At 31.3% G+C, this 24,357-nt stretch carries 23 protein-coding genes and 1 pseudogene; 11 read left to right on the top strand and 13 right to left on the bottom strand.

The genetic code is table 11. The features are described 5' to 3' along the window. Positions 1–18: 18 nt before the first annotated feature. The 6 genes from B4E95_RS05050 to B4E95_RS05025 form a co-directional block, all read right to left on the bottom strand. Entirely contained in the window at positions 19–1,302 is a 1,284-nt protein-coding gene (locus B4E95_RS05050) for an MFS transporter (protein WP_291061509.1), read from the bottom strand. Between the two features lie 81 nt (positions 1,303–1,383). Next, complete coding sequence (locus B4E95_RS05045) at positions 1,384–2,421, bottom strand: sulfite exporter TauE/SafE family protein (RefSeq protein ID WP_291090431.1); 1,038 nt, start codon at positions 2,419–2,421, stop codon at positions 1,384–1,386. A gap of 79 nt (positions 2,422–2,500) precedes the next feature. Beyond that, on the bottom strand, positions 2,501–2,986 hold the full coding sequence (locus B4E95_RS05040) for a GNAT family N-acetyltransferase (protein WP_291090428.1): 486 nt from the start codon (positions 2,984–2,986) through the stop codon (positions 2,501–2,503). Between the two features lie 9 nt (positions 2,987–2,995). After that, positions 2,996–3,709: an AAA family ATPase gene (locus tag B4E95_RS05035; RefSeq protein ID WP_291090424.1), complete on the bottom strand. Its 714-nt coding sequence runs from the start codon at positions 3,707–3,709 to the stop codon at positions 2,996–2,998. A gap of 297 nt (positions 3,710–4,006) precedes the next feature. Continuing rightward, positions 4,007–4,183: a carboxymuconolactone decarboxylase family protein gene (locus tag B4E95_RS13060; RefSeq protein WP_312192984.1), complete on the bottom strand. Its 177-nt coding sequence runs from the start codon at positions 4,181–4,183 to the stop codon at positions 4,007–4,009. 109 nt (positions 4,184–4,292) lie between these two features. Beyond that, entirely contained in the window at positions 4,293–4,877 is a 585-nt protein-coding gene (locus tag B4E95_RS05025) for a Crp/Fnr family transcriptional regulator (protein WP_291090421.1), read from the bottom strand. Between the two features lie 197 nt (positions 4,878–5,074). Between B4E95_RS05025 and B4E95_RS05020 the strand changes: the two genes are divergently transcribed. The 3 genes from B4E95_RS05020 (at position 5,075) to B4E95_RS05010 (ending at position 8,517) form a co-directional block, all read left to right on the top strand. Beyond that, positions 5,075–5,950 carry a DUF808 family protein gene (locus tag B4E95_RS05020; RefSeq protein WP_291090418.1) on the top strand — a complete coding sequence of 292 codons (876 nt, stop codon included), beginning with the start codon at positions 5,075–5,077 and terminating at the stop codon, positions 5,948–5,950. 121 nt (positions 5,951–6,071) lie between these two features. Further along, on the top strand, positions 6,072–7,403 hold the full coding sequence (locus B4E95_RS05015) for a metal-dependent hydrolase family protein (RefSeq protein ID WP_291090415.1): 1,332 nt from the start codon (positions 6,072–6,074) through the stop codon (positions 7,401–7,403). A gap of 187 nt (positions 7,404–7,590) precedes the next feature. Further along, positions 7,591–8,517 carry an alpha/beta fold hydrolase gene (locus tag B4E95_RS05010; RefSeq protein WP_291090412.1) on the top strand — a complete coding sequence of 309 codons (927 nt, stop codon included), beginning with the start codon at positions 7,591–7,593 and terminating at the stop codon, positions 8,515–8,517. A gap of 23 nt (positions 8,518–8,540) precedes the next feature. Here the strand turns inward: B4E95_RS05010 and B4E95_RS05005 are convergent, their stop codons facing one another. Together B4E95_RS05005 and B4E95_RS05000 are read right to left on the bottom strand one after the other, a co-directional pair. Further along, on the bottom strand, positions 8,541–10,217 hold the full coding sequence (locus B4E95_RS05005) for a PNGase F N-terminal domain-containing protein (RefSeq protein WP_291090408.1): 1,677 nt from the start codon (positions 10,215–10,217) through the stop codon (positions 8,541–8,543). A gap of 72 nt (positions 10,218–10,289) precedes the next feature. Then, positions 10,290–11,456, bottom strand: coding sequence for an acyl-CoA dehydrogenase family protein (locus B4E95_RS05000; protein ID WP_291090405.1), 1,167 nt, complete (start codon positions 11,454–11,456; stop codon positions 10,290–10,292). 141 nt (positions 11,457–11,597) lie between these two features. On the opposite strand from B4E95_RS05000, the gene B4E95_RS04995 reads away from it, so the two are divergent. Genes B4E95_RS04995 through B4E95_RS04985 form a run of 3 tightly spaced genes read left to right on the top strand, consistent with a single transcriptional unit; the run spans position 11,598 to position 15,269 of the window. Further along, the gene (locus B4E95_RS04995) at positions 11,598–13,127 is read left to right on the top strand and encodes an aldehyde dehydrogenase family protein (RefSeq protein WP_291090402.1); all 1,530 of its coding nucleotides are present in this window, start codon (positions 11,598–11,600) and stop codon (positions 13,125–13,127) included. Between the two features lie 12 nt (positions 13,128–13,139). Next, positions 13,140–14,429, top strand: a complete 1,290-nt coding sequence (gene lat / locus B4E95_RS04990) for an L-lysine 6-transaminase (protein WP_291090399.1) — start codon at positions 13,140–13,142, stop codon at positions 14,427–14,429. A gap of 60 nt (positions 14,430–14,489) precedes the next feature. Next, complete coding sequence (locus B4E95_RS04985) at positions 14,490–15,269, top strand: HAD family hydrolase (RefSeq protein WP_291090396.1); 780 nt, start codon at positions 14,490–14,492, stop codon at positions 15,267–15,269. A 209-nt stretch (positions 15,270–15,478) separates the two neighbouring features. Here B4E95_RS04985 and B4E95_RS04980 read toward each other — a convergent pair whose 3' ends face one another. Next, a complete protein-coding gene (locus B4E95_RS04980) occupies positions 15,479–15,874 on the bottom strand; it encodes a hypothetical protein (protein WP_291090392.1) in 396 nt (131 codons plus the stop codon). Positions 15,875–16,128: 254 nt separating this feature from the next. Between B4E95_RS04980 and B4E95_RS04975 the strand changes: the two genes are divergently transcribed. The 5 genes and pseudogenes from B4E95_RS04975 (at position 16,129) to bioA (ending at position 20,560) form a co-directional block, all read left to right on the top strand. Continuing rightward, positions 16,129–16,404, top strand: coding sequence for a hypothetical protein (locus tag B4E95_RS04975; protein ID WP_260509649.1), 276 nt, complete (start codon positions 16,129–16,131; stop codon positions 16,402–16,404). Between the two features lie 288 nt (positions 16,405–16,692). Continuing rightward, positions 16,693–17,742, top strand: coding sequence for an aminotransferase class I/II-fold pyridoxal phosphate-dependent enzyme (locus B4E95_RS04970; protein WP_291048373.1), 1,050 nt, complete (start codon positions 16,693–16,695; stop codon positions 17,740–17,742). Positions 17,743–17,829: 87 nt separating this feature from the next. Then, a complete protein-coding gene (bioD, locus tag B4E95_RS04965; protein WP_291048370.1) occupies positions 17,830–18,249 on the top strand; it encodes an ATP-dependent dethiobiotin synthetase BioD in 420 nt (139 codons plus the stop codon). Positions 18,250–18,311: 62 nt separating this feature from the next. Then, entirely contained in the window at positions 18,312–19,307 is a 996-nt protein-coding gene (bioB, locus tag B4E95_RS04960; protein ID WP_291090389.1) for a biotin synthase BioB, read from the top strand. After that, positions 19,295–20,560 (top strand): annotated as a pseudogene (gene bioA, locus B4E95_RS04955) (adenosylmethionine--8-amino-7-oxononanoate transaminase). The gene bioB and the pseudogene bioA overlap by 13 nt, the downstream one beginning before the upstream one ends. 73 nt (positions 20,561–20,633) lie before the next feature. Here bioA and B4E95_RS04950 read toward each other — a convergent pair. The 4 genes from B4E95_RS04950 to B4E95_RS04935 all read right to left on the bottom strand — a co-directional run bounded on the left by B4E95_RS04950 (position 20,634) and on the right by B4E95_RS04935 (position 24,334). Then, the gene (locus tag B4E95_RS04950; protein WP_135837000.1) at positions 20,634–20,825 is read right to left on the bottom strand and encodes a cold-shock protein; all 192 of its coding nucleotides are present in this window, start codon (positions 20,823–20,825) and stop codon (positions 20,634–20,636) included. Positions 20,826–20,844: 19 nt separating this feature from the next. Further along, on the bottom strand, positions 20,845–21,270 hold the full coding sequence (locus B4E95_RS04945) for a cold shock domain-containing protein (RefSeq protein WP_219033988.1): 426 nt from the start codon (positions 21,268–21,270) through the stop codon (positions 20,845–20,847). Between the two features lie 339 nt (positions 21,271–21,609). Continuing rightward, positions 21,610–22,668 carry a 3-oxoacyl-ACP synthase III family protein gene (locus tag B4E95_RS04940; RefSeq protein ID WP_291090386.1) on the bottom strand — a complete coding sequence of 353 codons (1,059 nt, stop codon included), beginning with the start codon at positions 22,666–22,668 and terminating at the stop codon, positions 21,610–21,612. A gap of 388 nt (positions 22,669–23,056) precedes the next feature. Further along, on the bottom strand, positions 23,057–24,334 hold the full coding sequence (locus B4E95_RS04935) for a hemolysin family protein (protein ID WP_291090383.1): 1,278 nt from the start codon (positions 24,332–24,334) through the stop codon (positions 23,057–23,059). Positions 24,335–24,357 lie beyond the last annotated feature (23 nt).

The raw sequence follows: 24,357 nt of genomic DNA, 5'->3' as shown, positions 1-24,357 counted from the left end.
TAAAAATGTAATTATGCTTTACTTCTTTTCCATTTTATAGAACAATAAAATCACAAAACTAATGGTAAACGAAACACCCATTGCAAGCGCCGAAGCTTTCATTCCACCAGAATATTCAATCAATAATCCGTAAATAACTAAACCTAAAAATAAGGCAAATTTTTCGAAAACATCGTAAAAGCTAAAATAAGTTGTTGTATCTTCTGTTTCTGGTAATAATTTGGCGTATGTAGAACGTGACAAAGCTTGCAAACCTCCCATTACAAGACCAACCATTGCAGCCATTACGTAAAATTGAGTTTTTACATTTGGATCATTTTTATTAATCAAATAACCAATTATACATGTAATAATCCAGATAAAAATTCCGATTAACAAGGTTTTCTTATTTCCTATTTTCCCTGATAGAAAAGAGAATAACCATGCACCTAAAACAGCTTCTATTTGAATTAATAAAATAGTCATAATCAATTCTGAAGATTCCATTCCAATTTCTGAACTTCCAAACATTGCAGCCATCAAAAAGATAGTTTGCATTGCTAAACTGTAAAAGAAAAATCCAGCCAAAAAAACACGAATATTTTTGTATTGATTTAGATCTTTGAAGGTATGTTTTAAATTTTTAAAACTAGATTTGATGATATCTTTTGGAATTTCGCGATCATATTTGTGATTTGGTAATTTACTTAATGCAATTTGTCCAAATCCTAACCACCAAATTCCTGTTAATAAGAAACTTATTCGAGTAAACATTGCTTGTTGTTCTTCTGGAGCGAATTGTATCATCGCCAAACAAATTGTCAATAAAATGACAGAACCAATGTAACCAAACATATAACCTTGTGCCGAAACTTTGTCCATTTTTTCGTCTGAGACAATTTCTGGTAAATAGGCGTTGTAAAAAACTAAACTTCCCCAAAAACCTATGCTTGCAGTGATATTGAGTAATAAAGCTAACCAAACTAAATCGCTTGATGTAAAGAAAAACATTCCGATACATGAGAACGATCCTAAGTAGCAAAAAAAGCGAAGAAATTTGATTTTATTTCCGATTAAATCTGCAATTGAAGATAAAACAGGAGACAAAACAATCACAAAAAAGAAAGCAATTGCTAATGAAAAATTGAATGCGGATTCTGGTAATAATCCTAAGAATTTAATTGGTTGATCGTTCGCATCATAGGTCATTAAAGTGTAATAAACCGGAAAAATAGCAGAGGCAATAACTAAAGAATGAACAGAATTCGCCCAATCGTAAGAAATCCAAGCTCGTATTAGTTTGGGATTATCTTTTGTATTCATAAATTTTTTATAGTAATGTTGGTTAAACTTAAGAATAATTTATTAAAAATAATGTTTCGTAAAAATTAATTGTTCAATCTTCTATTCTTTCAGTTCAAATTTGGTCAGTTTATTGTCTTTGTAACAATAAAATTCATAACTATCTTCTCCAATTCTGAATACTTTTTCGAGATGGATTTTATCGTAATTAGGTAAAATTTCATTGTATTTTTTTAATAAACCTTCAGGTAATTCATTCGGTTGAATTGGACGTTCAATCTCAAATTCACCATCTAACGAATATTCCATCACAAAATCGCTGTTTCGCCATTTCAAAGTTGTTTCATTTTCGTCACCTTTACTTGTTGTTGTAAGTTGAACTTTATCTTCTTGAATGATTTTTTGGGAACTTGTATAAAAAAGTGTAATTCCAGAAATAACCATCGCTGCATAACCAACTTTTCTGAAAATAAAATCGCTAAAATAAGGTAAAATATATTTGACCGTATAAGAAGAAATAATTGAGGCAACAGCAATCGTCAACCCAAGTAATAAAGCGTTTTTTGAGTATAAACCAAGAACAATATAAATGATTAATTTTATGATATGAAGTATAATTTCGTTGGCAGCTCGTGTTGCAATAATTTCTTCTTTTGTTAATCCATATTTTAAATAAAATCTATTGAATAATAAGCCAATTGCTCCTGTTATTCCAGATACAAATCCAGCTAAAAAACCAACAATGGCCAAAATATATTTTGGTGAAGGTTTTTCTTCATTGTCTTGTTGTTTTTTGTTTAGAAATAATTGTGGAACATTTGAAATCAATAATACAGCTACAATAATTTGTAAATAAATTGGGTTGATAAATTTGATTAAATAAGCACCCATTAAAACTGCTGGAATTGAAAATGGCACAAACCAAAAGAAGATTTTCCAATGTACAGATTTTCTGAAAGCCGCTATTCGAGAGGCAGAACTTGTAAATGTTCCAATTGTTAATGAAAAAGGAACTAACGAAGTCGGAATAATAAGATTGAGTATTGGAATTAAGATTAAACTTGCGCCACCGCCACAAATTGCACTTATCCAAAATGCTAAAATTGCTCCAATAAATAGGAGAAAAATAGTAAAAATCATAATCAGAAATTTTATTCTGTTACAAAATTAGGACGATGATTTTAGAAATAAATGTCTAAAGACTTATCTTAAGTAAAACTTAAGAATAAGTAAATCTTAATTGAAAAAGATGATTTTTCGGATAAATTGTTTGCGAAATTTGCTGAAAATTATTTTTTAATAAGGCTTTAGACGAGGCGATATTTTCTTTTTTCACCCAAGCTTCAATCAGCATATATTTTCTCGATTTCAACTCTTTCGAAATCAGATTGATGATTCGTGTTGCGTAACCTCTGTTCCAAAATTGTTCATCAATCGAATAACCAATAATCGCTTTGTCGTGAAAAGGTTGAAACATCACAGTACCAATCAATGTTTCAGAAGATTTTTCGATAACAGCAAAGCGAAATTCATATCCAGAATTCTTTTTTTCTTTATCTCTTTCCAGCATTTTGTATGCATCTTCGATCGTTTTCATTGGTGCGGTTTCGCTATATTTCATGGCTTCCGCATTCGAATAAATTTCGAAAAGTCTAGCTACATCAGTGTCTAAAAGCTCTCTGAAATAAATTAATTCGTCTTCCATATTTTGGATTTAAGAATTTGCTTGACGTTCTAATTTTTCAATCAATAATGCTTTTGCGTTTGTAAGCGCATAATCTTTAGCTTCTGCAAATGAAACGTTATATTTTGGTTTAAGTGATTGAATATCTTTTGGTAAATCGTTTAAAAGTTTATCATAATAAACATCTAACATTTCAGAAGTTGGCATTTTGAAATCAATTTTTAACTGAAATCTTCTCAACAATGCGACATCAATAATATGTGGGTGATTTGTAGCGGCAATCAACAATGAGTTTTGTGGCAAATAATCAATTAATTGAATTACTGTGTTCACTAAACGACGCATTTCGCCAACGTCTTTGTCATCATTTCCACGCGCTTTTCCGATTTGGTCAAACTCATCCAAAAATAGAATTGCTTTTTCACGAGCAGCTTTATCAAAAAGCATTCTTATATTTTGCGAAGTTTCACCAATTCTTGACGAAACAATATTGCTTAAATTCAGAATCAATATAGGTTTTCCGATTTCATTTGCAATTGCTTTTGCAGTTGTTGTTTTTCCACAACCCGAAAATCCATGTAACAAAATTTTATTATTGACAGGTAAATTATATTTGCTCAATTCCTCTATATATCGATGTTCTTTGATAAGTTGTTTTACTTGCACAAGATTTTGATCATCCAAAAAAACATCATTCAAAGAAATTTCTTCCTTATCGTCAACAATTAAATCGTAAATATTCATATCAATTTTACTTCAAGACTCAAAATTAAACTATTTTAATCCGAAAGCCGATTTTTAGTACAAAAAAAGCTTCAGATTTCTGAAGCTAAAATTTTAAACCATCATATGATAACTTATTGAAATTGTATTTCAAGCATTAATCGTGGTAATTGCAATAATGATAATCGCAATATAATTTTCAGAAAAAAGTGTCAATGCCTTTTGATAAGTTTCTTCTAATAAACCATGTTGACTAATATTTGTAATTTATTCTGTCATCTACAATATCACACGCTCTTCTTCTGTAAAAAGTGTTGTTTATCGCCATGCATTCAACAAAAAAATAAGTTGATTTGTTTCGCTTAATATCATCGCTTCTTTGGTGTGCATATTAATACAAAAAGCACAACCATTGATTTGTGAAGCTTTGGTTTTAATAAGTTCTAAATATAATTTATCTAATTCAGAATTTGCTAAATAATTCTCTAAACCCATACATCGCTTCGTAAGCTTTTGGTTCTAATTTTTGAATATTTAATCGTGATTTCATTTCCTAATTTTTTACAAAGTTCGTCGATTATTTATTCAATAAAATTAAACTGGTTTAAGAAAACTCTTTCTTTCGGATTTCGCTTAAATATTCGGGTGTGAAACCTAAATAAGAAGCCAATAAATATTGAGGAACGCGTTGTAAAAACTCAGGAAAATTTTTCTTGAAGTGAAGATAAAAATCCTCTTTCGAAAACTCTTTCAAATATTTGGAAAGCATTTGAGCAGCAGCATTTGCTTTTTGATAAATTTGTTTGAAATACGAATTGAAAATAGGATTTTTTTCGCATAAAATTTCTTCGTTCGTTTTACTCATTTTCATAATAATTGCATTTTCTACAGCTTGAATATAAAACTCAGAACTTTGTTGATTAATGTAAGAAAACAAATCTGTCAACCACCAATTTTCTATAGCGAAATCAATGATTTGTTCTACATCTTTTTCATTGATGAAAAATAACCGAATACATCCAGAAATAATAAAATAATTGTACGTACAAACTGTTCCAGCTTTATGAATCATTTCTTTTTTCTTCACCGAAAACTTTTTAAAATATTGGACTGAATCGTGAAATTCTTCTTCAGAAATTGAAGTGAAAATTTGAATATGTTTCTTTAACTGACCGAAAGAATTTTCCATTTTATAAGCTTAATATATTTCTCTTTAAAATTAATGATTAGTTTCCGAAAGGATTTAATTTAGTTTAAAATTAATCAGGTTTATAGTCAGAATTTGGAGTGCAATTTGCTTGAAATGAATCGTCGAAACAACATAAAAATAATCTATAAAGATTTGACATTATTTTTTACTTTTATGAACCAAAAAATAACAATAATATGGCTTCAGGAATATTTGCAATTTTAGATGATATTGCAGCATTGATGGATGATGTAGCGGTTACAAGTAAAGTAGCAGCGAGTAAAACAGCAGGGATTTTAGGAGATGATTTGGCTGTAAATGCTGAGAAAGCAACGGGATTTTTATCTTCTCGCGAAATACCAGTTTTATGGGCAATTACAAAAGGTTCTTTTATTAATAAATTGATTATTGTTCCAATTGTTTTGACACTAAATCATTACATGCCAGAGATCATAAAATATGTTTTGATTTTGGGAGGTTTTTATTTAGCTTTTGAAGGTGTAGAGAAGATAATCGAGTTTATTTTTCACCGTCCAAAAAAAGGTTCAGAAGTTATTCATGAAGATAAAGTAGAAGATAAGAAACAAGTTTCGGAAAAATCAAAAGTGAAATCTGCGATTATTACAGACTTTATTCTTTCGATAGAAATTGTGATTATTGCATTGAGTACAGTTTTGGAACAACCAATGTTGACACAAGTTTTTACAGTTTCGTTTATTGCAATTTTAGCAACTATTGGCGTTTATGGGATTGTAACCTTAATTGTTCGTATGGATGATGCAGGTTTTAAACTGATAAAAGCATCACACGACAAAGGAGCTGTTTCTAAATTAGGGCACTTTTTAGTTGCTGCATTGCCTTTTGTGATTAAAATTTTAGGATTTGTAGGGACTGTTGCGCTTTTATTGGTGTCAGGCGGAATATTTGTTCACAACATCGATTATATTCATCATCATTTACCTACAGCAATTCCAATGATGATTAACGAAGCTTTGATTTCATTAGTTGCAGGATTATTGGTTGTGGTACTTGTCACAATAGTTAAGAAATTAATAGGTTTAGCTAAAGGTTAGGAGATAGAATAGATTTAGAAAAGGATTGTATTCATTTAATTAATGAATAAATTTTTAATCTAAACTTTATCCTCAAATTACGCGCATTCAACGTATCTTTAGGACAATTAAACAATAAATTATGAAAATAAAGTCGATAATAGCACTTTTTTTTCTCGCTACCACTTTTACTTTTGCTCAAACAAAGCAGATTCTGATTGAAAATGTTAGAATTTTAGATCATCAAACTCAAGCATTAACATCACCGATGAATGTTTTGGTTTCTGGTCAAAAAATTGAAAAAATTAGTTCTACAAAAATTTCTTCACCTAATCAAGATGTTGTAAAAATTAATGGAGGAGGAAAAACGTTGATGCCAGGTTTAATCGATGTTCATGTACACATGGTATTTGGTTCATTGACGATGGCGCAAATGATGTCGCCAGATATGTCAGAAGAAATGTTAATGAATAAAGTTGGCGAAGCTTCCCACAAAATGTTGATGCGTGGTTTTACGAGTGTTCGTGATGCTGGAGGACCAATTTTTCCTTTGAAACTAGCCATTGATAAAGGTAAAGTTGCAGGGCCTAGAATTTGGCCTTCAGGAGCAACGATTAGTCAAACGGCTGGTCACGGTGATTTTAGAACTCTTGGTGAACGTTCGCGTCGTTTTTTTGGAAATGCATCTCGAGCAGAGGAATTAGGAGCTACTTTTATTGCTGATGGAAGAGATGAAGTTTTGACAGCAACAAGAGAAAATTTACGTTTTGGTGCGAGTCAAATCAAATTGATGGCAGGTGGAGGAACGTCTTCTGCTTATGATCCGATTGATGTTACGCAATATACTTTTGACGAAATGAAAGCGGCTGTTGATGCTGCTGAAGATTGGGGAACCTATGTAATGGTGCATGCCTATACGCCGAGAGCTGTGCAACGCGCTGTGGAAGCAGGAGTGAAGTCAATTGAGCATGGTCAAATGTTAGATGAAGAAACATTGAAAATTCTTGCTAAAAAAGGCGTTTGGTTGAGTCTTCAGAATTTGATGGATAATAATGAAAACATGGACGAGCAGCGAAAAGAAAAACGTAAACCAGTTTTGGATGGTCAAGATAAAGTTTGGCCATTAGCCAAAAAACTTGGTGTGAAGCTCTCATGGGGAACGGATTTCTTGTTTGAACCTGAGCTGAATGATGAGCAAAATAGTTATATTTTACGTCTTCAAAAATGGTTTACAAATGCTGAAATTCTGAAAATGATTACTCAAGATAATGGTGAATTATTACAGTTATCTGGTTTAAGAAGTCCATATCCAGGGAAATTAGGTGTTGTAGAAGAACAAGCTTTAGCAGATTTGATTTTGGTTGATGGAAATCCTTTGAAAGATTTATCGTTAATCGCTAATCCAGATAAAAACTTTTTAGTCATTATTAAAGATGGTCAGATTTATAAGAATACAATTAAAACTAAAAAGTAAAATTATCATACATTATAAAAAAACGAGATGAATTTTTACTTACCTCGTTTTTTTTAGTTATAAAAATTAGAAATTTTAGATCTTATTTATCGGCTTGAAATTTGTTGAAAAAGTCAATGGTTTATTTATAAAAAATTTTGATTTTGAATAAGTAAAACTGTAAATTAATAATTAAATCTTAATAAAAATGTCAACACCAGAGAATATTTATTATAGAGTAATTCTTCCAGACGATGAGATTATAGCTACTTTACTTATTGTCCATGGTATGCAAGAACATAGTGGGCGATATGAAAATTTTGCAAAGTATTTGGCTGACAAAGGAATTCTAGTTTTGTTATATGATCATTTGGGGCATGGAAAAACAGCGAAAATAGAAGAAGATTACAGTTTTTTCTGCTTAGATAATCCAAAAGAAAATTTAATAAATACGGCAAAAGATTTAGCTAATTTGTTAGAGAATAAATACCCTTTATTACCGCATTTTATTTTGGGACATTCAATGGGATCGTTTATAACACGTTGCCTACTTCAAGAATATGGAAATCATTTTGATGGTGCTATAATTATGGGAACAGGAGGTAGGATTCCTGGAATTAAATTATTGAGTAGTTTTTTAAGTCTTCTAAATAAATTGATTCCTCATAAAAGAAGTCAATTACTTAATACTATTTTTTCAAAATCGAATAATAAATATTTTAAAAATGAAGAAAATTTTCAGGAGACTAATTGGCTTAGTTTAGATGAGTTAAATCGTTTAAATTTTCTGAAAGATCCTCTTTGCGGAATACCTTTCACTGTTAACGGTTTTTGTACTTTGATTAATTTAAATATACAAGCAACAAAAAAGAATTGGGCAAAAGCTATACCGCAATCTTTACCTATTTATTTTGTGAGTGGAGCAGATGATCCAATTGGTGATTTTGGTAAAGGAGTTTTGCAATCGTATGAAGATTTAAAGCAAAATGGATTTCAACATGTAACAATGAAATTATATCCAAACTTGAGACATGAAATATTGAATGAATCTATCAAAGATGAAGTATATCAAGATATTGTAGATTGGTTAACGGTTTTGATAAATCATAAAAAAATAGAGCAAAAAGACGTTTAATAAATCTTTTTGCTCCAAAAAAATTATTCTCCTAAAAGAGCACCAGAAACATTCCAATAACTGAAACTATTTCCTTCTGGTTTTCCTTGCGGAATTTTTACTTGTATACTATGTTTTCCGGCTTTTAAATTGCCCAAATCTATAAAATATGGATTTGTGATTGTTCCAGGGCACCAGTTAGAACGACTATAATCAGATGATGATAAACCATTGTCAAAATTACCAGAAGCAGGATTGTAAGCGCGATACGAACCACAATCTTGTCTCCAAGGAACTATATTAAATACTTTTTGTCCATCAAGAAAAATACTATTTTCTTTCGGAACAAATTCATCACCATTTTCCCAACCGCCATGTCCAGTTGTTGTAAAACGTAATTTAGCATTGTTGTAATCTTCTTTCAACGTGAATTCTACTGTAAAACCATTCGGATTTTCGAACAAAGTAGGGTATTCTTGTCCAGCCATTTCCATCACATTTGCAGTATTGAAAATTGGTAAAACCTTTTTAATTGGCATTGTTGTAGAACCTGATGGATGAACAGAAATATTGGCAGAAATAATATGTCCGCCTTGATCATAATTTCCAATGAAGAAACCAATCAAAACTTCTTGATCAGATAATAAACCTTGAAATTCTGTGATTTCTTGACGATATTTTGCTTCGGTTTCCCATGTTTGATTTTTTAATTGAATATGATTGAATTTTTTAATTCCAAAAGGTGTGAAAAAGCGCATTAATTCAATAGTTGGCGAATAATTTTCTGTCAAAAAATAACCTTGATATTTCTTATTATTTGCAGATGTAAAAATCGGTAATTGATTAATTCCTTTTTGTAAACCATCCATAAATGTAATTTTAGAATCACGGGGAATCAAAAACACAGAACCAGTTCTGTCGTAAGCATCACCATTTGATTGTTGCGAAACATTTAAGAAAACTTGGCTTCCTACTTTAATTTGAGGAATTTTAATTTTTCGAACCACAACAGTTCCATTAGCAAAGCGATAAATTGAATCATTTGACGAAAAATCTTTACTAAAGTTAACTTGTTGATGTGATAAAAGTGGAATATCAACGAATTTACTTTTCCAAATAATGTCTTTATATGTCAATAAATCAACTCGATTTTGAAGCAATTCTTTTTGGATAAATTGACTTGGAATCAAATCTTTTTCGCGTTCTATTTTCGAAGCTCGAATAGTTGAATTATTATTTCGAGTAAATTCTAAGACAAAACCTAAATTCATTCCAATCATTGTTGGAGAAGCATTCAACTCCATATTGTCAACAAACCAAACGTCTATTGTATTCGAATTGATATTTGTCGTCGCTTTTTTACAACGTAAACCTAAAATTCGTTTTGTATCTTTAGAAATCGTGAAAACAGATTTATTAAACGAGACAGAATCATTTGTAATAATAGAATTAGTCGGGTCAAATTGCGTAATCATTGAGATGATTGATGGATTTGTTTTGGAATAATAAAACATTTCATCAGGATAATTTGTCGAAAAATTAAAGCTTTGTTGCTTTCCAATAATTGTTTCTTTTGTATTCGCAATAACTTGTATGGGGTTATTTTCTTCGACTTTCTTTCCGTTCGAAAAGCGTTCATACGTAATTTTGTAGGTTTCCTGTGCATCAAGAACAATAGCCTGAATACAAAAAATTATAAGTAGAATTGATTTCAATTTCATGTGTGATAAATAAAAAAGGTTTACAAACGAATTGTAAACCTATAAAAATATCTGATTGTATGAAAAAATATCTTATACAAAAGCATTAATACCTGTCACATCTGCTCCAGTAATCAATAAATGGACATCATGCGTTCCTTCGTATGTAATTACAGATTCAAGATTTGCAGCATGTCGCATCATAGGGAAATCGCCTACAATTCCCATTGCTCCAATAATTTGACGAGATTCTCTCGCAATATCAATAGCTATTTTTACATTGTTGCGTTTTGCCATAGAAATTTGTTCAGGAGTTGCTTTATTTTCGTTTTTCAACGTTCCTAATCGCCAACATAACAACTGAGCTTTCGTAATTTCTGTAATAAATTCAGCTAATTTTTTCTGCTGTAATTGATAAGAAGCAATCGGTTTTCCAAATTGTGTTCGTTCTAATGAATATTTCAAAGCTGATTCGTAACAATCAATTGCAGCACCAATTACACCCCAAGAAATTCCGTATCGAGCCGAATTTAAACAAGATAGTGGTCCCCGTAAACTACTCACTTCTGGTAAAATTTGAGATGCTTCAATTTTTACATTTTCGAAAACTAATTCACCTGTTTTTGAAGCTCTTAATGACCATTTATTCAAAGTTTCTGGTGTTGTAAAACCTTGCATTCCACGTTCTACAATAACACCACGAATTTTTCCTTCTTCATCTCTTGCCCAAACAACTGCAATATCACAAATTGGTGAATTTGTAATCCACATTTTTGCTCCATTTAAGATATAATGATCACCATTTTTAGTTAAACGAGTTTCCATTCCGCCTGGATTTGAACCGTGATTTGATTCAGTTAATCCAAAACTTCCAACGAATTCTCCTGAAGCTAATTTTGGTAAATATTTGCGTTTTTGTTCTTCTGATCCAAAAGAAAAAATTGGATACATCACTAATGAAGATTGTACTGATGCAGCAGAACGAACAGCCGAATCGCCGCGTTCTAATTCTTGCATGATTAATCCATACGACATTTGATCTAAACTAGCGCCTCCATATTCTTCAGGAATATATGGTCCTAAAGCACCAATTGCACCTAATTTTTTCATTAAATCTGGAATATCTTTATGATGTTGCGCAGCATCATCTATCACAGGTTTTATTTCGTTGTCCACAAAATCTCGAACAGATTGACGAATTAATTTATGTTCTTCGGTTAATAAATCATCAATCTTAAAATAATCTGTAGTTGAATTCATTTTATGCGGTTTTATTTTATTAAATCTAACGATTATTCATTAAATTAAAAATTATTCTGAATAATATTTATTAAAAATTTTAATTTATGAAACTTTTGACTAATTTAGGTAAAAGTTAAAAACACAAAATAACACAAAAAAATGATAGAAAACGAATTAAAAGAAATAGGTATTTCTTCCGAAAATTTCGGAACATCGACAGGAAATACTTGGTTTGGAAAAGGTGAAGAGCTTTCTTCTTACTCGCCAGTAGATGGAAAATTGATTGGAAAAGTTAAGTCATCAACAAAAGATGATTATGAAGTAGTGATAAAAGAGGCACAAGTTGGTTTCAAAGAATGGCGAATGATTCCAGCACCGAAACGTGGAGAAATTGTGCGTCAATTTGGAGATAAACTTCGTGAGAAAAAAGCTTCTTTAGGAAAATTAGTTTCGTATGAAATGGGAAAATCCTATCAAGAAGGTTTGGGCGAAGTGCAAGAAATGATTGATATCTGTGATTTTGCAGTTGGATTATCGCGTCAATTATATGGTTCGACAATTCATTCGGAGAGACCTTTGCATCGCATGTACGATCAATATCATCCGCTTGGAATTGTAGGGGTGATTTCTGCGTTCAATTTTCCAGTTGCTGTTTGGTCTTGGAATACGTGTTTAGCGATGGTTTGTGGCGATGTTGTTATTTGGAAACCAAGCGAAAAAACACCTTTGTGTGCGGTTGCATGTCAACATATTTTAGCAGAAGTTTTAAAAGCAAATAATATTTCAGAAGGCGTTTCTTCTTTGATAATGGGCGATAAAACAATTGGTGAATTAATTGCACAAGATGCTCGTGTGGCTTTGGTTTCTGCAACAGGTTCTACGCGAATGGGAATTGAAGTGAATAAAGTTGTTGCGGCTCGTTTGGGTAAAACAATTTTAGAATTAGGTGGAAATAATGCGATTATTGTTACGCCAGATGCAGATTTAAAAATTATGTTGACTTCGGCTGTTTTTGGTGCAGTTGGTACAGCTGGACAGCGTTGTACAACAACAAGAAGATTGATTGTGCACGAATCTATTTATGATAAGGTAAAAGAATCGTTGATAAATGCTTACAAACAAATAAAAATAGGTAATCCGTTGGATACAACAAATCATGTTGGTCCGTTGATTGATAAACATGCGGTTGAAATGTATTCAAAAGCATTAGAAAAAATTAATGAAGAAGGAGGAAAAATTATCGTTGAAGAAGGAATTTTAGAAGGAAATGGTTTTGAAAGCGGTTGCTATGTAAAGCCTGTAATTGCTGAGGTTGAGAACCATTTCGAAATTGTTCAACATGAAACTTTTGCTCCAATTTTATATTTAATCAAATATTCTGGAGATGTGTTAAATGCAATTGAAATTCAGAATAATGTGGCACAAGGTTTATCGTCTTCTATCATGACAAATAATCTTCGTGAAGCTGAATTATTCTTGAGTCAGCAAGGTTCTGATTGTGGAATTGCAAATGTAAATATTGGAACTTCTGGAGCAGAAATTGGCGGCGCTTTCGGTGGAGAAAAGGAAACTGGAGGTGGACGCGAGTCAGGTTCTGATGCTTGGAAAGCGTATATGCGACGACAAACGAATACAATTAATTATTCGACAGAAGTGCCATTGGCGCAAGGAATTAAGTTTGATTTTTAAAAATTTACAGAGATGAGTACAGTACACGAAAGATTAGCAAAACATATATTGGCAGATGGATATCCGATTGTAATGGATATGGATAAGTCGCATGGATCCTATGTTGTAGACGAAAATGGCATTGAATATTTGGATTTATTTTCAATGTTTGCTTCGACGGCGATTGGTTATAATCATCCACATTTGATGTCGAAAATAGATTTTTTAGGTCGAAATGCTGTCAATAAACCTGCAATGTCAGACATTTATACAAAAGATTATGCCGATTTAATTGATACATTTGAGCGTGTTGCGATGCCGAAAGAATTGCAATATTTATTCTTTATTTCTGGAGGAACATTGGCAGTAGAAAATGCATTGAAAACGGCTTTTGATTGGAAAACAAGATTAAATTTTTTGAAAGGAATTGAAAAAGAAGCAAGTGATGTCATTCATTTTAAGCAAGCGTTTCATGGGCGTTCTGGTTATACATTGTCGTTGACGAATACGAAAGATCCTCGTAAATATGAATATTTTCCAAAATTTGATTGGCCAAGAATTGAAAATCCAAAACGAATTTATCCTGTTACGGAAGATAATTTATGCAAGGTTGTTGAGGCTGAAAAACGTGCGATTGAACAAATTGAAAATGCTTTAGAAACATGCAAAAATAAAGTTGCTTGTATTATTATTGAGCCGATTCAAGGTGAAGGAGGAGATAATTATTTTCGAAAAGAATTCTTTCATAAATTGAGAGAAATTTGTGATAGAGAAGAGATTTTATTGATTTTTGATGAGGTACAAACAGGAATGGGAATGACTGGTAAAATGTGGGCTTTTCAGCATTATGATGTGATTCCTGATGTGATTTCGTTTGGAAAGAAAACACAAGTTTGTGGAATTTTAGCGAATAAAGAAAAGTTAGATCAAATTCCGAATAATGTTTTCAAGGAATCAAGCCGAATCAATTCAACTTTTGGTGGAAATTATATCGATATGTTGCGTTTCAAATTAATTTTAGAAGTGATCGAACAAGAGAAATTAGTAGAAAATGCGGCAGAAAAAGGAAAATATATTTTATCAAAATTGAATGAAATCGCAAAAGAAACGAAGAAAATTCATTCGGTTCGTGGATTAGGATTGTTCATTGCGTTTGATTTTTCATCAGATTTGGATCGTTCAGAATTCATCAAAACATGTTTCGAAAATCATATGATTATTCTTCCTTGTGGTGAAAACTCGGTGCGAATGCGTCCTCATCTCAATATTTCCGAAGAAGATACCAATAAAGCAATAGAAATTATTAAATTAGCATTAAAATAAACAGCAAAAGCAACCAAACAAAGGTTGCTTTTTTAATTTTGTAAAAGATAAAATAAAAGTATGATAGATTCTTTTTTCTTCGATTTTGACGGAACATTACAAGGTTTTGAAAAACACGAAATCAGTGATTCGACAATTGAAGCGTTGAAATTATTGAAACAAAAAAACAAAAAAATATATATTGCAACAGGACGAAATATGGTGGATATGCCTGAACATATTTTTGATTATGGTTTTGATGGTTACATCAATAATAATGGAGGAATGTGCTCCGACGAAAACCGTCAATCATTTTTTGTAGATTACATCAATCCTAATGATATAGAGGCTTTGTTGCAATACGATGATGAAAATCCTTTCTCATTTTCGTATATGACGAAAGAAGCGTTTAGTATCAATCGTGTGAATGAGAATGTAGAAAAATCGTTTGCTTATTTTGGAATGGAACTTCCAGAAGTAGTTGATCCTCGAACTTTGCCGAAAGATAATATTATGCAAATGAATTTTTTTGTGAACGAAGAACAAGAAGATTATTTGATGAAAAATGTGTTGACAAACAGTGTAGGAACACGTTGGATAGAATATTTTGCTGATATAAATCCGAAAAATATTAGTAAAATGCGTGGAATAGAGCGAATGGCTGAACGCGATAATTTAGATTTAACTAAAACAATGGCTTTTGGTGATGGTGGTAACGATATTAGTATGTTGAAAGGTTGTAAAATAGGCGTAGCAATGGGCGATGCGAAAGAGAATGTTCGTGAAGCGGCTGATTATTATACAACTTCTGCAGATAATCACGGAATATGGAATGCGCTGAAACAGTTTGAGATAATTTAGAAACTTATTTTAATTTATATAGAAAAAAAACAACTTAGGTTGAATTTTTTTTCTTTTCACAATGTTGTGTTAATTATGTATTCTATTATTGTAGAATTAAAAAATAAAAATTATTTTAGAGTAATAATTAAAAATTTACAATATAATGAAACAATTATTATTAGCTGGATTTTTACTTTTTTCGAATTTTGGTTTTGGGCAAGAAAAGTTTATTGTCGATTATAAATATGATATAAAGCATGATGAAGAAAAAATAAAGGAGTTTGAAAGAGAGTAAGCTCAAAAAGAGTAAAAGGAATTTGACGATGTAAACACGCTAATGCAAATGCAATTCCACCAATTCCAGCTCCGACAATTGCAACATGAGGATATTTTTTTTCGTTAGATGATGGGCGTTCATTTGTAGTAATCAAACCAGTTCCTGAGCAAATAGTACAGATCTGCATTGAACTTTTTGGTTTATTTGGAGTAATAAAATTTTCATTCTTTTTAGATTGAGCAACAGCTGATTCATAACGTGATAGTTTTCTTTTCGAAACTCCTTGACTTTTTTTTCCAAGTCCATTACAATTCTTGCAACTTATCCAATTTTCTCGAGTACTCAATTTAAAAGTTTTTGTAAAAATAAGATTAATGTAGCTATTTAGAAAAGTCTAATCGTAAAAGATAGAATTAATACATGAATAATGAATTTTTCTGTAATAATAGTTTTTATTACTCAACTTCTTTATAGTGATGATTCTACAACCTTTTTCAGAGATTCAAAATAGGTTTAATATATCCGGACTATCATTTATTATAAAAGTGGAGTATATATGTGATCCGTTTGACTTATAATTTTGGTCAAAAATAAAATCAATTGAAAAAATTATTAAATCATATTGTTTTAGAACCAAAATTACATGTAAAGTGGCTTAATACACTTTCGTATATGGAAAATGCAGGAGCACGAAAAATTTCGGCATGTGAACACAAAACTTTTGTGAATCTTATCCAATTGAAACATGCAGCAGAGGAACATCGTCATGCTTATTATTTGAAAAAGCAAATTAAAAAATTAATTCCAGATAATTGTGTCAATTATGAGCCTATTTATGTTTTAGCACCAAAAGAAACAATTTATTATTTACATTAATTAGATATTCAGGTTTGTCGTTTGTAGAAGAAAGAATTTAATTTTGATGGAGTAGATTTAAAATACGCAACCTATTTGTTTGTGACTTATGCTATAGAAGTGAGGGCCGATGAGTTGGATCTAATATATCAAGATATTTTGACGGTGCATCAACAAAAAGTGATGGTGAAATCTATTATTGTCTAAGAAGAAGGTCATCTTGAAGAAATGATTTCACAATTAAAAAAATTTCATACTGAATGGTAAATCTATTTAAATCAAGTGATACAACTAGAAGAAGTGTTATTTATGAATTGGATTTCTGCAATTGAAAATGAACTGAATAATATCGAAATTTTTTATTCCATTGCAACTATCTCTATTCGAAAAAGAACAAAAAGGAACAAAAAGGAATTAAAAGTTCGTTCTTCTGGAATTGATTTTTATAGTAATGATTATTTGGAATTAGCTAAAAATGAAATCTTACATCAGCAGATTTTAAATGAGTTTATAGTGCAACCATCTTTACTTTATGGTTCTACTGGAGCACGTTTGATTAGTGGGAATTCTGATTATCTAAGTGAAACGGAAGAGATGATTGTGAAAGAACATAAAGTAGAAGCTGCAACACTTTTTTCATCTGGATATAATGCTAATTTGGCACTTTTCTCTGCGCTTTTAACTCAACATGATATTGCTTTAGTTGATGAAAATATACATCGATCAGTTCATGATGGGATTAAATTATCTAACGCAAAAAAAATAAAGTTTAAACATAACGATTTAAATCATTTAGAAGAACTATTGCAAAGAGTAGAAGAGTGTTGTTTTATCGCGGTAGAAAGTTTGTATTCGATGGATGGTGATTGTGCTCCATTAATTGAACTGGTTGAATTAGCCAATAAATACAATGCAGCATTAGTGGTAGATGAAGCTCATGCTTTTGGTGTTTTTAATTACGGATTGGTTCATCAATTGGGTTTACAACGCAAAGTGTTTGCAACGGTTGTAACTTATGGAAAAGCGATGGGAATGAGCAGTGCCGAGATTTTAGCTAATAAGTTAGTGATTGATTATCTCATTAATTATGCTTCAACTTTTATTTACACCACAGCTATTGCTGATTTTCATGTGACAGGTTTACGAAAAGGTTATCAGTTTATCAAAGAAAATAAATCGCTTCAAGAAAGTTTACAATATAATATTTCACATTTTACAAATAGTGGCTTAACGAGTTTTTCGAATAAAAATAGTCCAATTCAAATTCTAAAGTTTGAGTCTACAAACCAATTAACCAAAATCAAAAATCAATTGGAGTTGGTGGAAATAAACACTTTTGCGGTTTTCAACCTACAGTAGGAGAAGGAGAAGAGCGCTTAAGAATCTGTTTGCATGCTTTTAACACACAAGAAGAAATTAATCAATTAATGGAAAAGATAAAAGAAAATGTCTAAACAATTATTTGTTACAGGAATTGGGACAGGAGCTGGGAAAACGATTGTTTCAGCAATTTTAACTGAAGTTTTACAAGCTGATTATTGCAAACCAATACAATTGGGAGATTTAGATTCATCAGATAGTTTGTTGGCAAAATCGTTAACTTCTCTAGAACTGAAAATTCATCAAGAACGTTATTGTTTGCAAAAAGCCGCTTCGCTACATCAATCTGCAAAAGAAGAAGATATTGAAATCAATCTAAATGATTTTGAACTTCCCAAAACAACCAATTCTCTTATTGTTGAAGGAGCAGGCGGATTATTTGTTCCTATTAATGAAGAAGATTTTATGATTGATCTTATTCAGCAGTTTAATCTCCTAGTAGTCCGGATATTTCTATCATCATTATACCAAAACTCAATTCAATAAACTCAAGCGAAGTGAGAAATATAGCAAAAAACAATTAAGTATCAATTTAATATTTAAATACAATGAAAGTATCAAACGAAACACGCCATGATTGGACGAAAGAAGAAATCGAAAAAATCTATCATCAACCATTATTAGATTTAGTATATCACGCATCCAAAAAACATCGAGAATGGCACAACGCAAGAGAAGTACAAGTATGCACCTTGTTATCTGTAAAAACAGGTGGTTGTCCCGAGGATTGCTCATATTGCGGACAAGCAGCGCGCTACCATACCGATATTAAAGTAGAAGCTTTGTTACCAACAGCAACAGTATTAGCACATGCAAAGAAAGCAAAAGAAGCTGGCTCATCACGTTTTTGCATGGCAGCTGCTTGGAGAGAAGTACGAAATAATCGAGATTTTGATCGAATAATCGAAATGGTGAAAGGTGTAAATGAGTTGGGATTAGAAGTGTGTTGTACATTAGGAATGTTGACAGAAGAGCAGGCAATTCGTTTGCAAGAAGCAGGTTTACACGCTTATAATCATAATTTAGATACTTCCGAAGCTTATTATGATGAGATTATTTCTACACGTAAATTTGATAATCGAGTCAATACGATACAAAATGTGCGAAAGGCTGGGATTACAGTTTGTTCGGGTGGAATTATTGGCTTAGGAGAAACGCATCAAGATCGAATTTCTATGCTATTAACTTTGGCAACAATGCTAAAACATCCAGAATCTGTACCTGTAAATGCTTTAGCAAGAGTAAAAGGAACACCTTTAGAAAATAATCCGAAAGTAGATATTTGGGATATGGTTCGTATGATTGCTACAGCTCGTATTGTGATGCCTTCTTCGGTTGTTCGGTTAAGTGCTGGTCGAATAGAAATGACGGAAGTTGAACAAGCTTGGTGTTTTATGGCTGGAGCGAATTCGATTTTTACAGGAGAGCGTGAAACTTTATTGGTGACGCCTAATCCTGGGGTAACAGAGGATATGAAAATGTTTGAAAATTTAGGTTTAGTACCAATGGTTAAACAAGAAACAACTCAGACATGTACACATTAAAAGAACGCGATCAGTTGGTGAATTGGCATCCTTATACGCAGATGAAAAAAGCCAATAATATTATTGCAATTGTAAGAGGAGAAGGAAGTTAAATTTACGATGAAAATAACAAACAATATATTAATGAGGTTTCATCGTGGTGGGTAACGCTGCATGGACATGCGCATCCGTATATTGCACAAAAAATGCACGAACAGCTAACAACTTTGGAACATGTTATTTTTGCAGGATTTACGCATCGACCTGCAATTGAATTGTCTGAACGTTTGTTGGCTCTTTTATCTCAAAATCAAAAGAAAGCATTTTATAGCGACAATGGATCAACAGCGATTGAGGTAGCACTAAAAATGTGTTTACAATATCATTTCAATAAAAAAGAAGATAGACCTGTGATTTTAGCGTTCAAAAATGCTTATCATGGCGATACTTTTGGCGCGATGTCGGTGAGTGGAAGAGGAATTTGGACAGAACCTTTTAGTGAAAAGCTTTTTGATGTGATATTTATTGATACGCCGAATGCAGAAAATATAGAAGCAATTAAAGCACAAATAAAAGAAGTTGCACCTAAAGTGGCGTGTTTTATTTACGAACCTTTGGTTCAAGGAGCTTCGGGGATGTTGATGCATGAGGCTGAATATTTAGATCAATTGATGAGGTGTTGTAGAACACATCATATTTTAATGATTCAAGACGAGATTTTTGTAGGATTTGGTCGTACAGGTAAATTATTTACAGCAAATCATTTGACAGAAGTTCCAGATATTATGTGTTTTTCGAAAGGTTTAACAGGTGGTACTTTGCCTTTGGGCGTTACAACTTGTACAGACGAAATTTACCAAGCCTTTTATGCAGATGATTTGAATAAGACGTTATTTCACGGGCATTCTTTTACCGCAAGTCCATTAGCGTGTACCGCTGCGTTAGCAAGTCTTGATTTGTTATTACAGACTTCTACACAACAGCAAATAGCAAATATTGTACATCAACATTTTGTTACGTCTATTCAAGATCATCCTAAAGTAAAAGTGATAAGACAATGAGGAACTATGTTGGCGTTGGAATGGAATAAAGACGAACAAATATCTTATTTTAGTGATATGTAAGAAAAGCTGTATTCTTTCTTTTTAGAGAAAGTTGTATTATTGCGTCCATTAGGAAATATCATCTATTTAGTTCCTCCTTATTGTATTTCGACTGATGATCTAAATTATATTTATGATACGATTCGTCAGGATTTAATAGAATTGGTTTAGAATTTCTTATAAATAAAAAAGTCCTTGTTTACATAAGGACTTTTTGGTTTATAAGAAATAATTATATGTTCAATTATTTTCTTTTTACATTAACAGCCATAAGACCTTTTTTTCCTTTTTCAATATCAAAAGTAACTTGATCATTTTCATTTACTTTGTCAATTAATCCAGAAACATGTACAAAAACATCTTCACCTCCGTTTGCGTTAGAGATAAAACCAAAACCTTTTGATTCGTTGAAGAATTTTACTGTTCCTTCTTGCATAGTTGTATATTTAATTAATTTATTTTTTTGATATTTGAATTGCTCTGAATCCTTTTTCAGACATTTCTTTTTTGAACTGCACTTGATCTCCTACTTTAAGTAATTCTTTTGATTCTTTGAAGTGGAAGAAGATTTTATCGTTAGAAGTTGGTACTTTAATAAAACCAAACCCTTTTGAATCGTTGTAGATATCAACCATACCTTCAATAAAAACATCTCTGTTATCAGATTCTAATCTTTTATTATTCAGCAAATCGGCTTCTTTGTCTTGTAAATGAGGTGGTACATCTGTAAAATTACCAAGTACATCAACATAGACAATCATATCTTCTAATGATTTTCCTTTGTTGTTATTCTCTTTTCTGTTCTCTCTTTTGTTTAATTTCTCTAATTTTTTTAAAGCTTTCTTTTTGCTATTTTCTTTTTTAGATGTAGAATCTGCCATAAATGTTTGTATAGATTTTTTATTATTAATACTCATAAAACCTAAGAAAACATGAATTAATTATCCAACAACATTTATATTATAATGAAGTAAAACTTACAAGTATACGTTTTAGAAAACAGAAGTTAAAATTATATTGACTAGGTCAATTAGTGAATTAAAAAAAGTAAAATAAAGAATACAATTGTAAACTATTAAGACAAAATATCTTCTTAAGTACGTTGCAAAGGTAATAAGTTTTAATGAATTAAATGGTATTAATTTCTACAGAATTCGATATGACAAAAAAGTTCTAACCTAAATGTGATTAGAAATTTGATCTTATTATGATTGATATCGTTAAAATTGATAAATAAATGTGTTGATATTCATACCAGCACCAACAGATGCAAATAATACCGCATCGCCTTCGTTTATTTGGTGATTTTCCAAATCATTATCCATAATCATTTTCAAAAGAATTGGAATTGTTGCCACACTACTATTGCCAAGTTTATGAATATTCATTGGCATAATATTTTTTGGCACATCAAGATCATATAAACTATAAAAGCGTTTTACAATTGCTTCGTCCATTTTTTCATTAGCTTGATGAATCACTATTTTACTGATATCGTCAATGTTATATGTACTATCATCAACACATTTTTTCATTGCTAACGGTACTCTGGATAAAGCAAATTCATAGATTTTTCGACCATACATTTTGATGTATTTGGTATTCGGACATTTTTCTGAATTATATGATTTTCCAAAGAACAGATAATCTTTTTCTTCGTTTGCATAAGAAGCAGATAAATGGGCTTGTATCCCTTTATTGTTTGTAGAAGCTTCTAGTATTACAGCTCCAGCGCCATCTGCATAAATCATCGTATCTCGGTCGTGTTCATCGACAACTCTCGAAAGCGTTTCCGCACCAATCACCAAACATCTTTTTGCTAATCCAGCTTTCATAAATGCATTGGCTTGTATAACACCTTCTACCCAGCCAGGACAACCAAAAATAACATCGTAAGCAACACAATAAGGATTCTGAATTTTCAATAAATTTTTTACTCTTGCAGCAAGACTTGGCACCATATCAGACTGAATCGTATCGTGTTTTACATCTCCAAAATTATGAGCGAATATAATATAATCAATAGTTTCTGCGTCGATATTTGCATTTGTAATAGCCTTAGCAGCTGCCATATAGCCTAAGTCTGATGTTACTTGATCTTTTCTAGCATATCGACGTTCTTCTATTCCTGTTATTTGTTTTAATTTATGCGAAATTGTAGCATTATTTTGGTCTAAAATTTCTCCTTGTTCATTATAAAATTGATGCTCTTCAAAAAATTGATTTGAAATTGTTTCGGTTGGAATATATTTTCCTATTCCTATAAAGTGATTTGTCATAGTATTATAAATTGTAGCATTAAATCTACAATTGCTTACAATCTCCGAAAAACTTATTTAATAAATCGTATAAATTTATTTTTTTAACGTAAAAATTATGTACTATTAAAAATAAGGTGATAAAAAATAACAAATTTAAATTTTTATAGAGAATTAATTAATACAATTTTATTGAGAATGGATTTAAATAAATTTTTAATCTTCAGAATTTATTCAGATAGATTTTTGATAAAACTATTTCTCAAAATCTATTACAATGAAAAAAATAATCACACCTTTATTATTAGGTTCAATAGTTTTACTTTCTGTTTAAATCATGAGTTGCACAAATAAAACTGAATTTCAAGAAACAAATTCAAATTATGTTATCCTATTAATTTAAAAAAGTTCAATTAAATTTTCGATATGCCAATATTTTATCAATACGATTACCGTCTTTGTCTACAATTTCTAGTGTCAAATCTTCTACTTCTACCTTATCACCAACATTTGGAATGGTTTCGTATTTATCTAAGAAAATTCCAGCAACGGTAACATATCTATTTTCGATGTCTTCGTCGATATCAATCTCAAAAAACTTCTCGAATTCATAGATCGAAAATTGCCCATCGATCAACCATGTACCATCTTCACGTTCTACGATTTCGTAATCTTCGTCTTGGTTCTCTGGTGTATCACCAACCAATTCGTCCAAAATATCGTTTATTGTTACAATTCCAGCCGTCGTACCATATTCGTCTAAAATAATGGCAAAATGTGCTTGTGAATTCTGTAACATTTCCAACAAAGGATAACTAAACGAATTTTCATTGACAAAAATAGGTTTGTGTATAAATTTTTTCAGGCTAAAATCTTCCTTACTTACACCAAACATATCTTTTAGTTTCAAGATACCAACGATTTCGTCCAGATTATTGTTCTTCGTAACAGGGTAGGCTGAATATTTATTTTTCTTAACTTTTGCACGTGCTTTCTCATAATCATCCGAAATATCTAATGAAGCAATTTCCGAACGATGCGTTGCTAACGTGTTCACACGACGATCTCCAAGCTCGAAAACACGTTCTAAGATTTCGTGTTCTTTTTCCTGAATTTCACCACCTTCTGTACTTTCTTTGATGATATTTTTAATTTCTTCTTCCGAAACAACTTCGCTGCTATCGTCTTTAATACCAAACAATTTTAAGAAAAAATTATTGGTAACTGTTAACAACCAAACGAATGGAGAAGTGATGATAGATAACCATTTCATCGGTTTCGAAACAATAGTAGAAACCATTTCAGGAAATTTCATTCCCAAACGTTTTGGTAATAATTCGCCAAATACAATCGAAAAATAAGTGATGATTACTACCATAATAATTGGAGAAAGTGTTTTGGCGTAAGGTGCAATGAAAGAAATAGATGTTAAAAATTCTGTTAAATTTGCAGTTAGTTTATCACCCGAGAAAACCCCTAATAAGATACCAATAAGGGTAATTCCGATTTGTACGGTTGATAAAAATTTGTTCGGATTCTCAGCAAGTTCTAAAGCCGTTTTAGCACCAGAACTTCCTTTCTTCATTTGATTTTCTAATTTGAATTTTCTTGACGAAACAAGTGCCATTTCTGACATGGAAAAAATTCCGTTCAATAAAATCAATACGATTATTATAACAATCTCCACTTTTATTCTTTAATTTTGATAAA

It is taken from the genome of Empedobacter sp. UBA7494 (assembly GCF_002478465.1).
Lineage (GTDB): Bacteria > Bacteroidota > Bacteroidia > Flavobacteriales > Weeksellaceae > Empedobacter > Empedobacter falsenii_B.
Note: the sequence above shows the minus strand (reverse complement) of the source record. Positions and strands in the feature narration are given on the sequence as shown.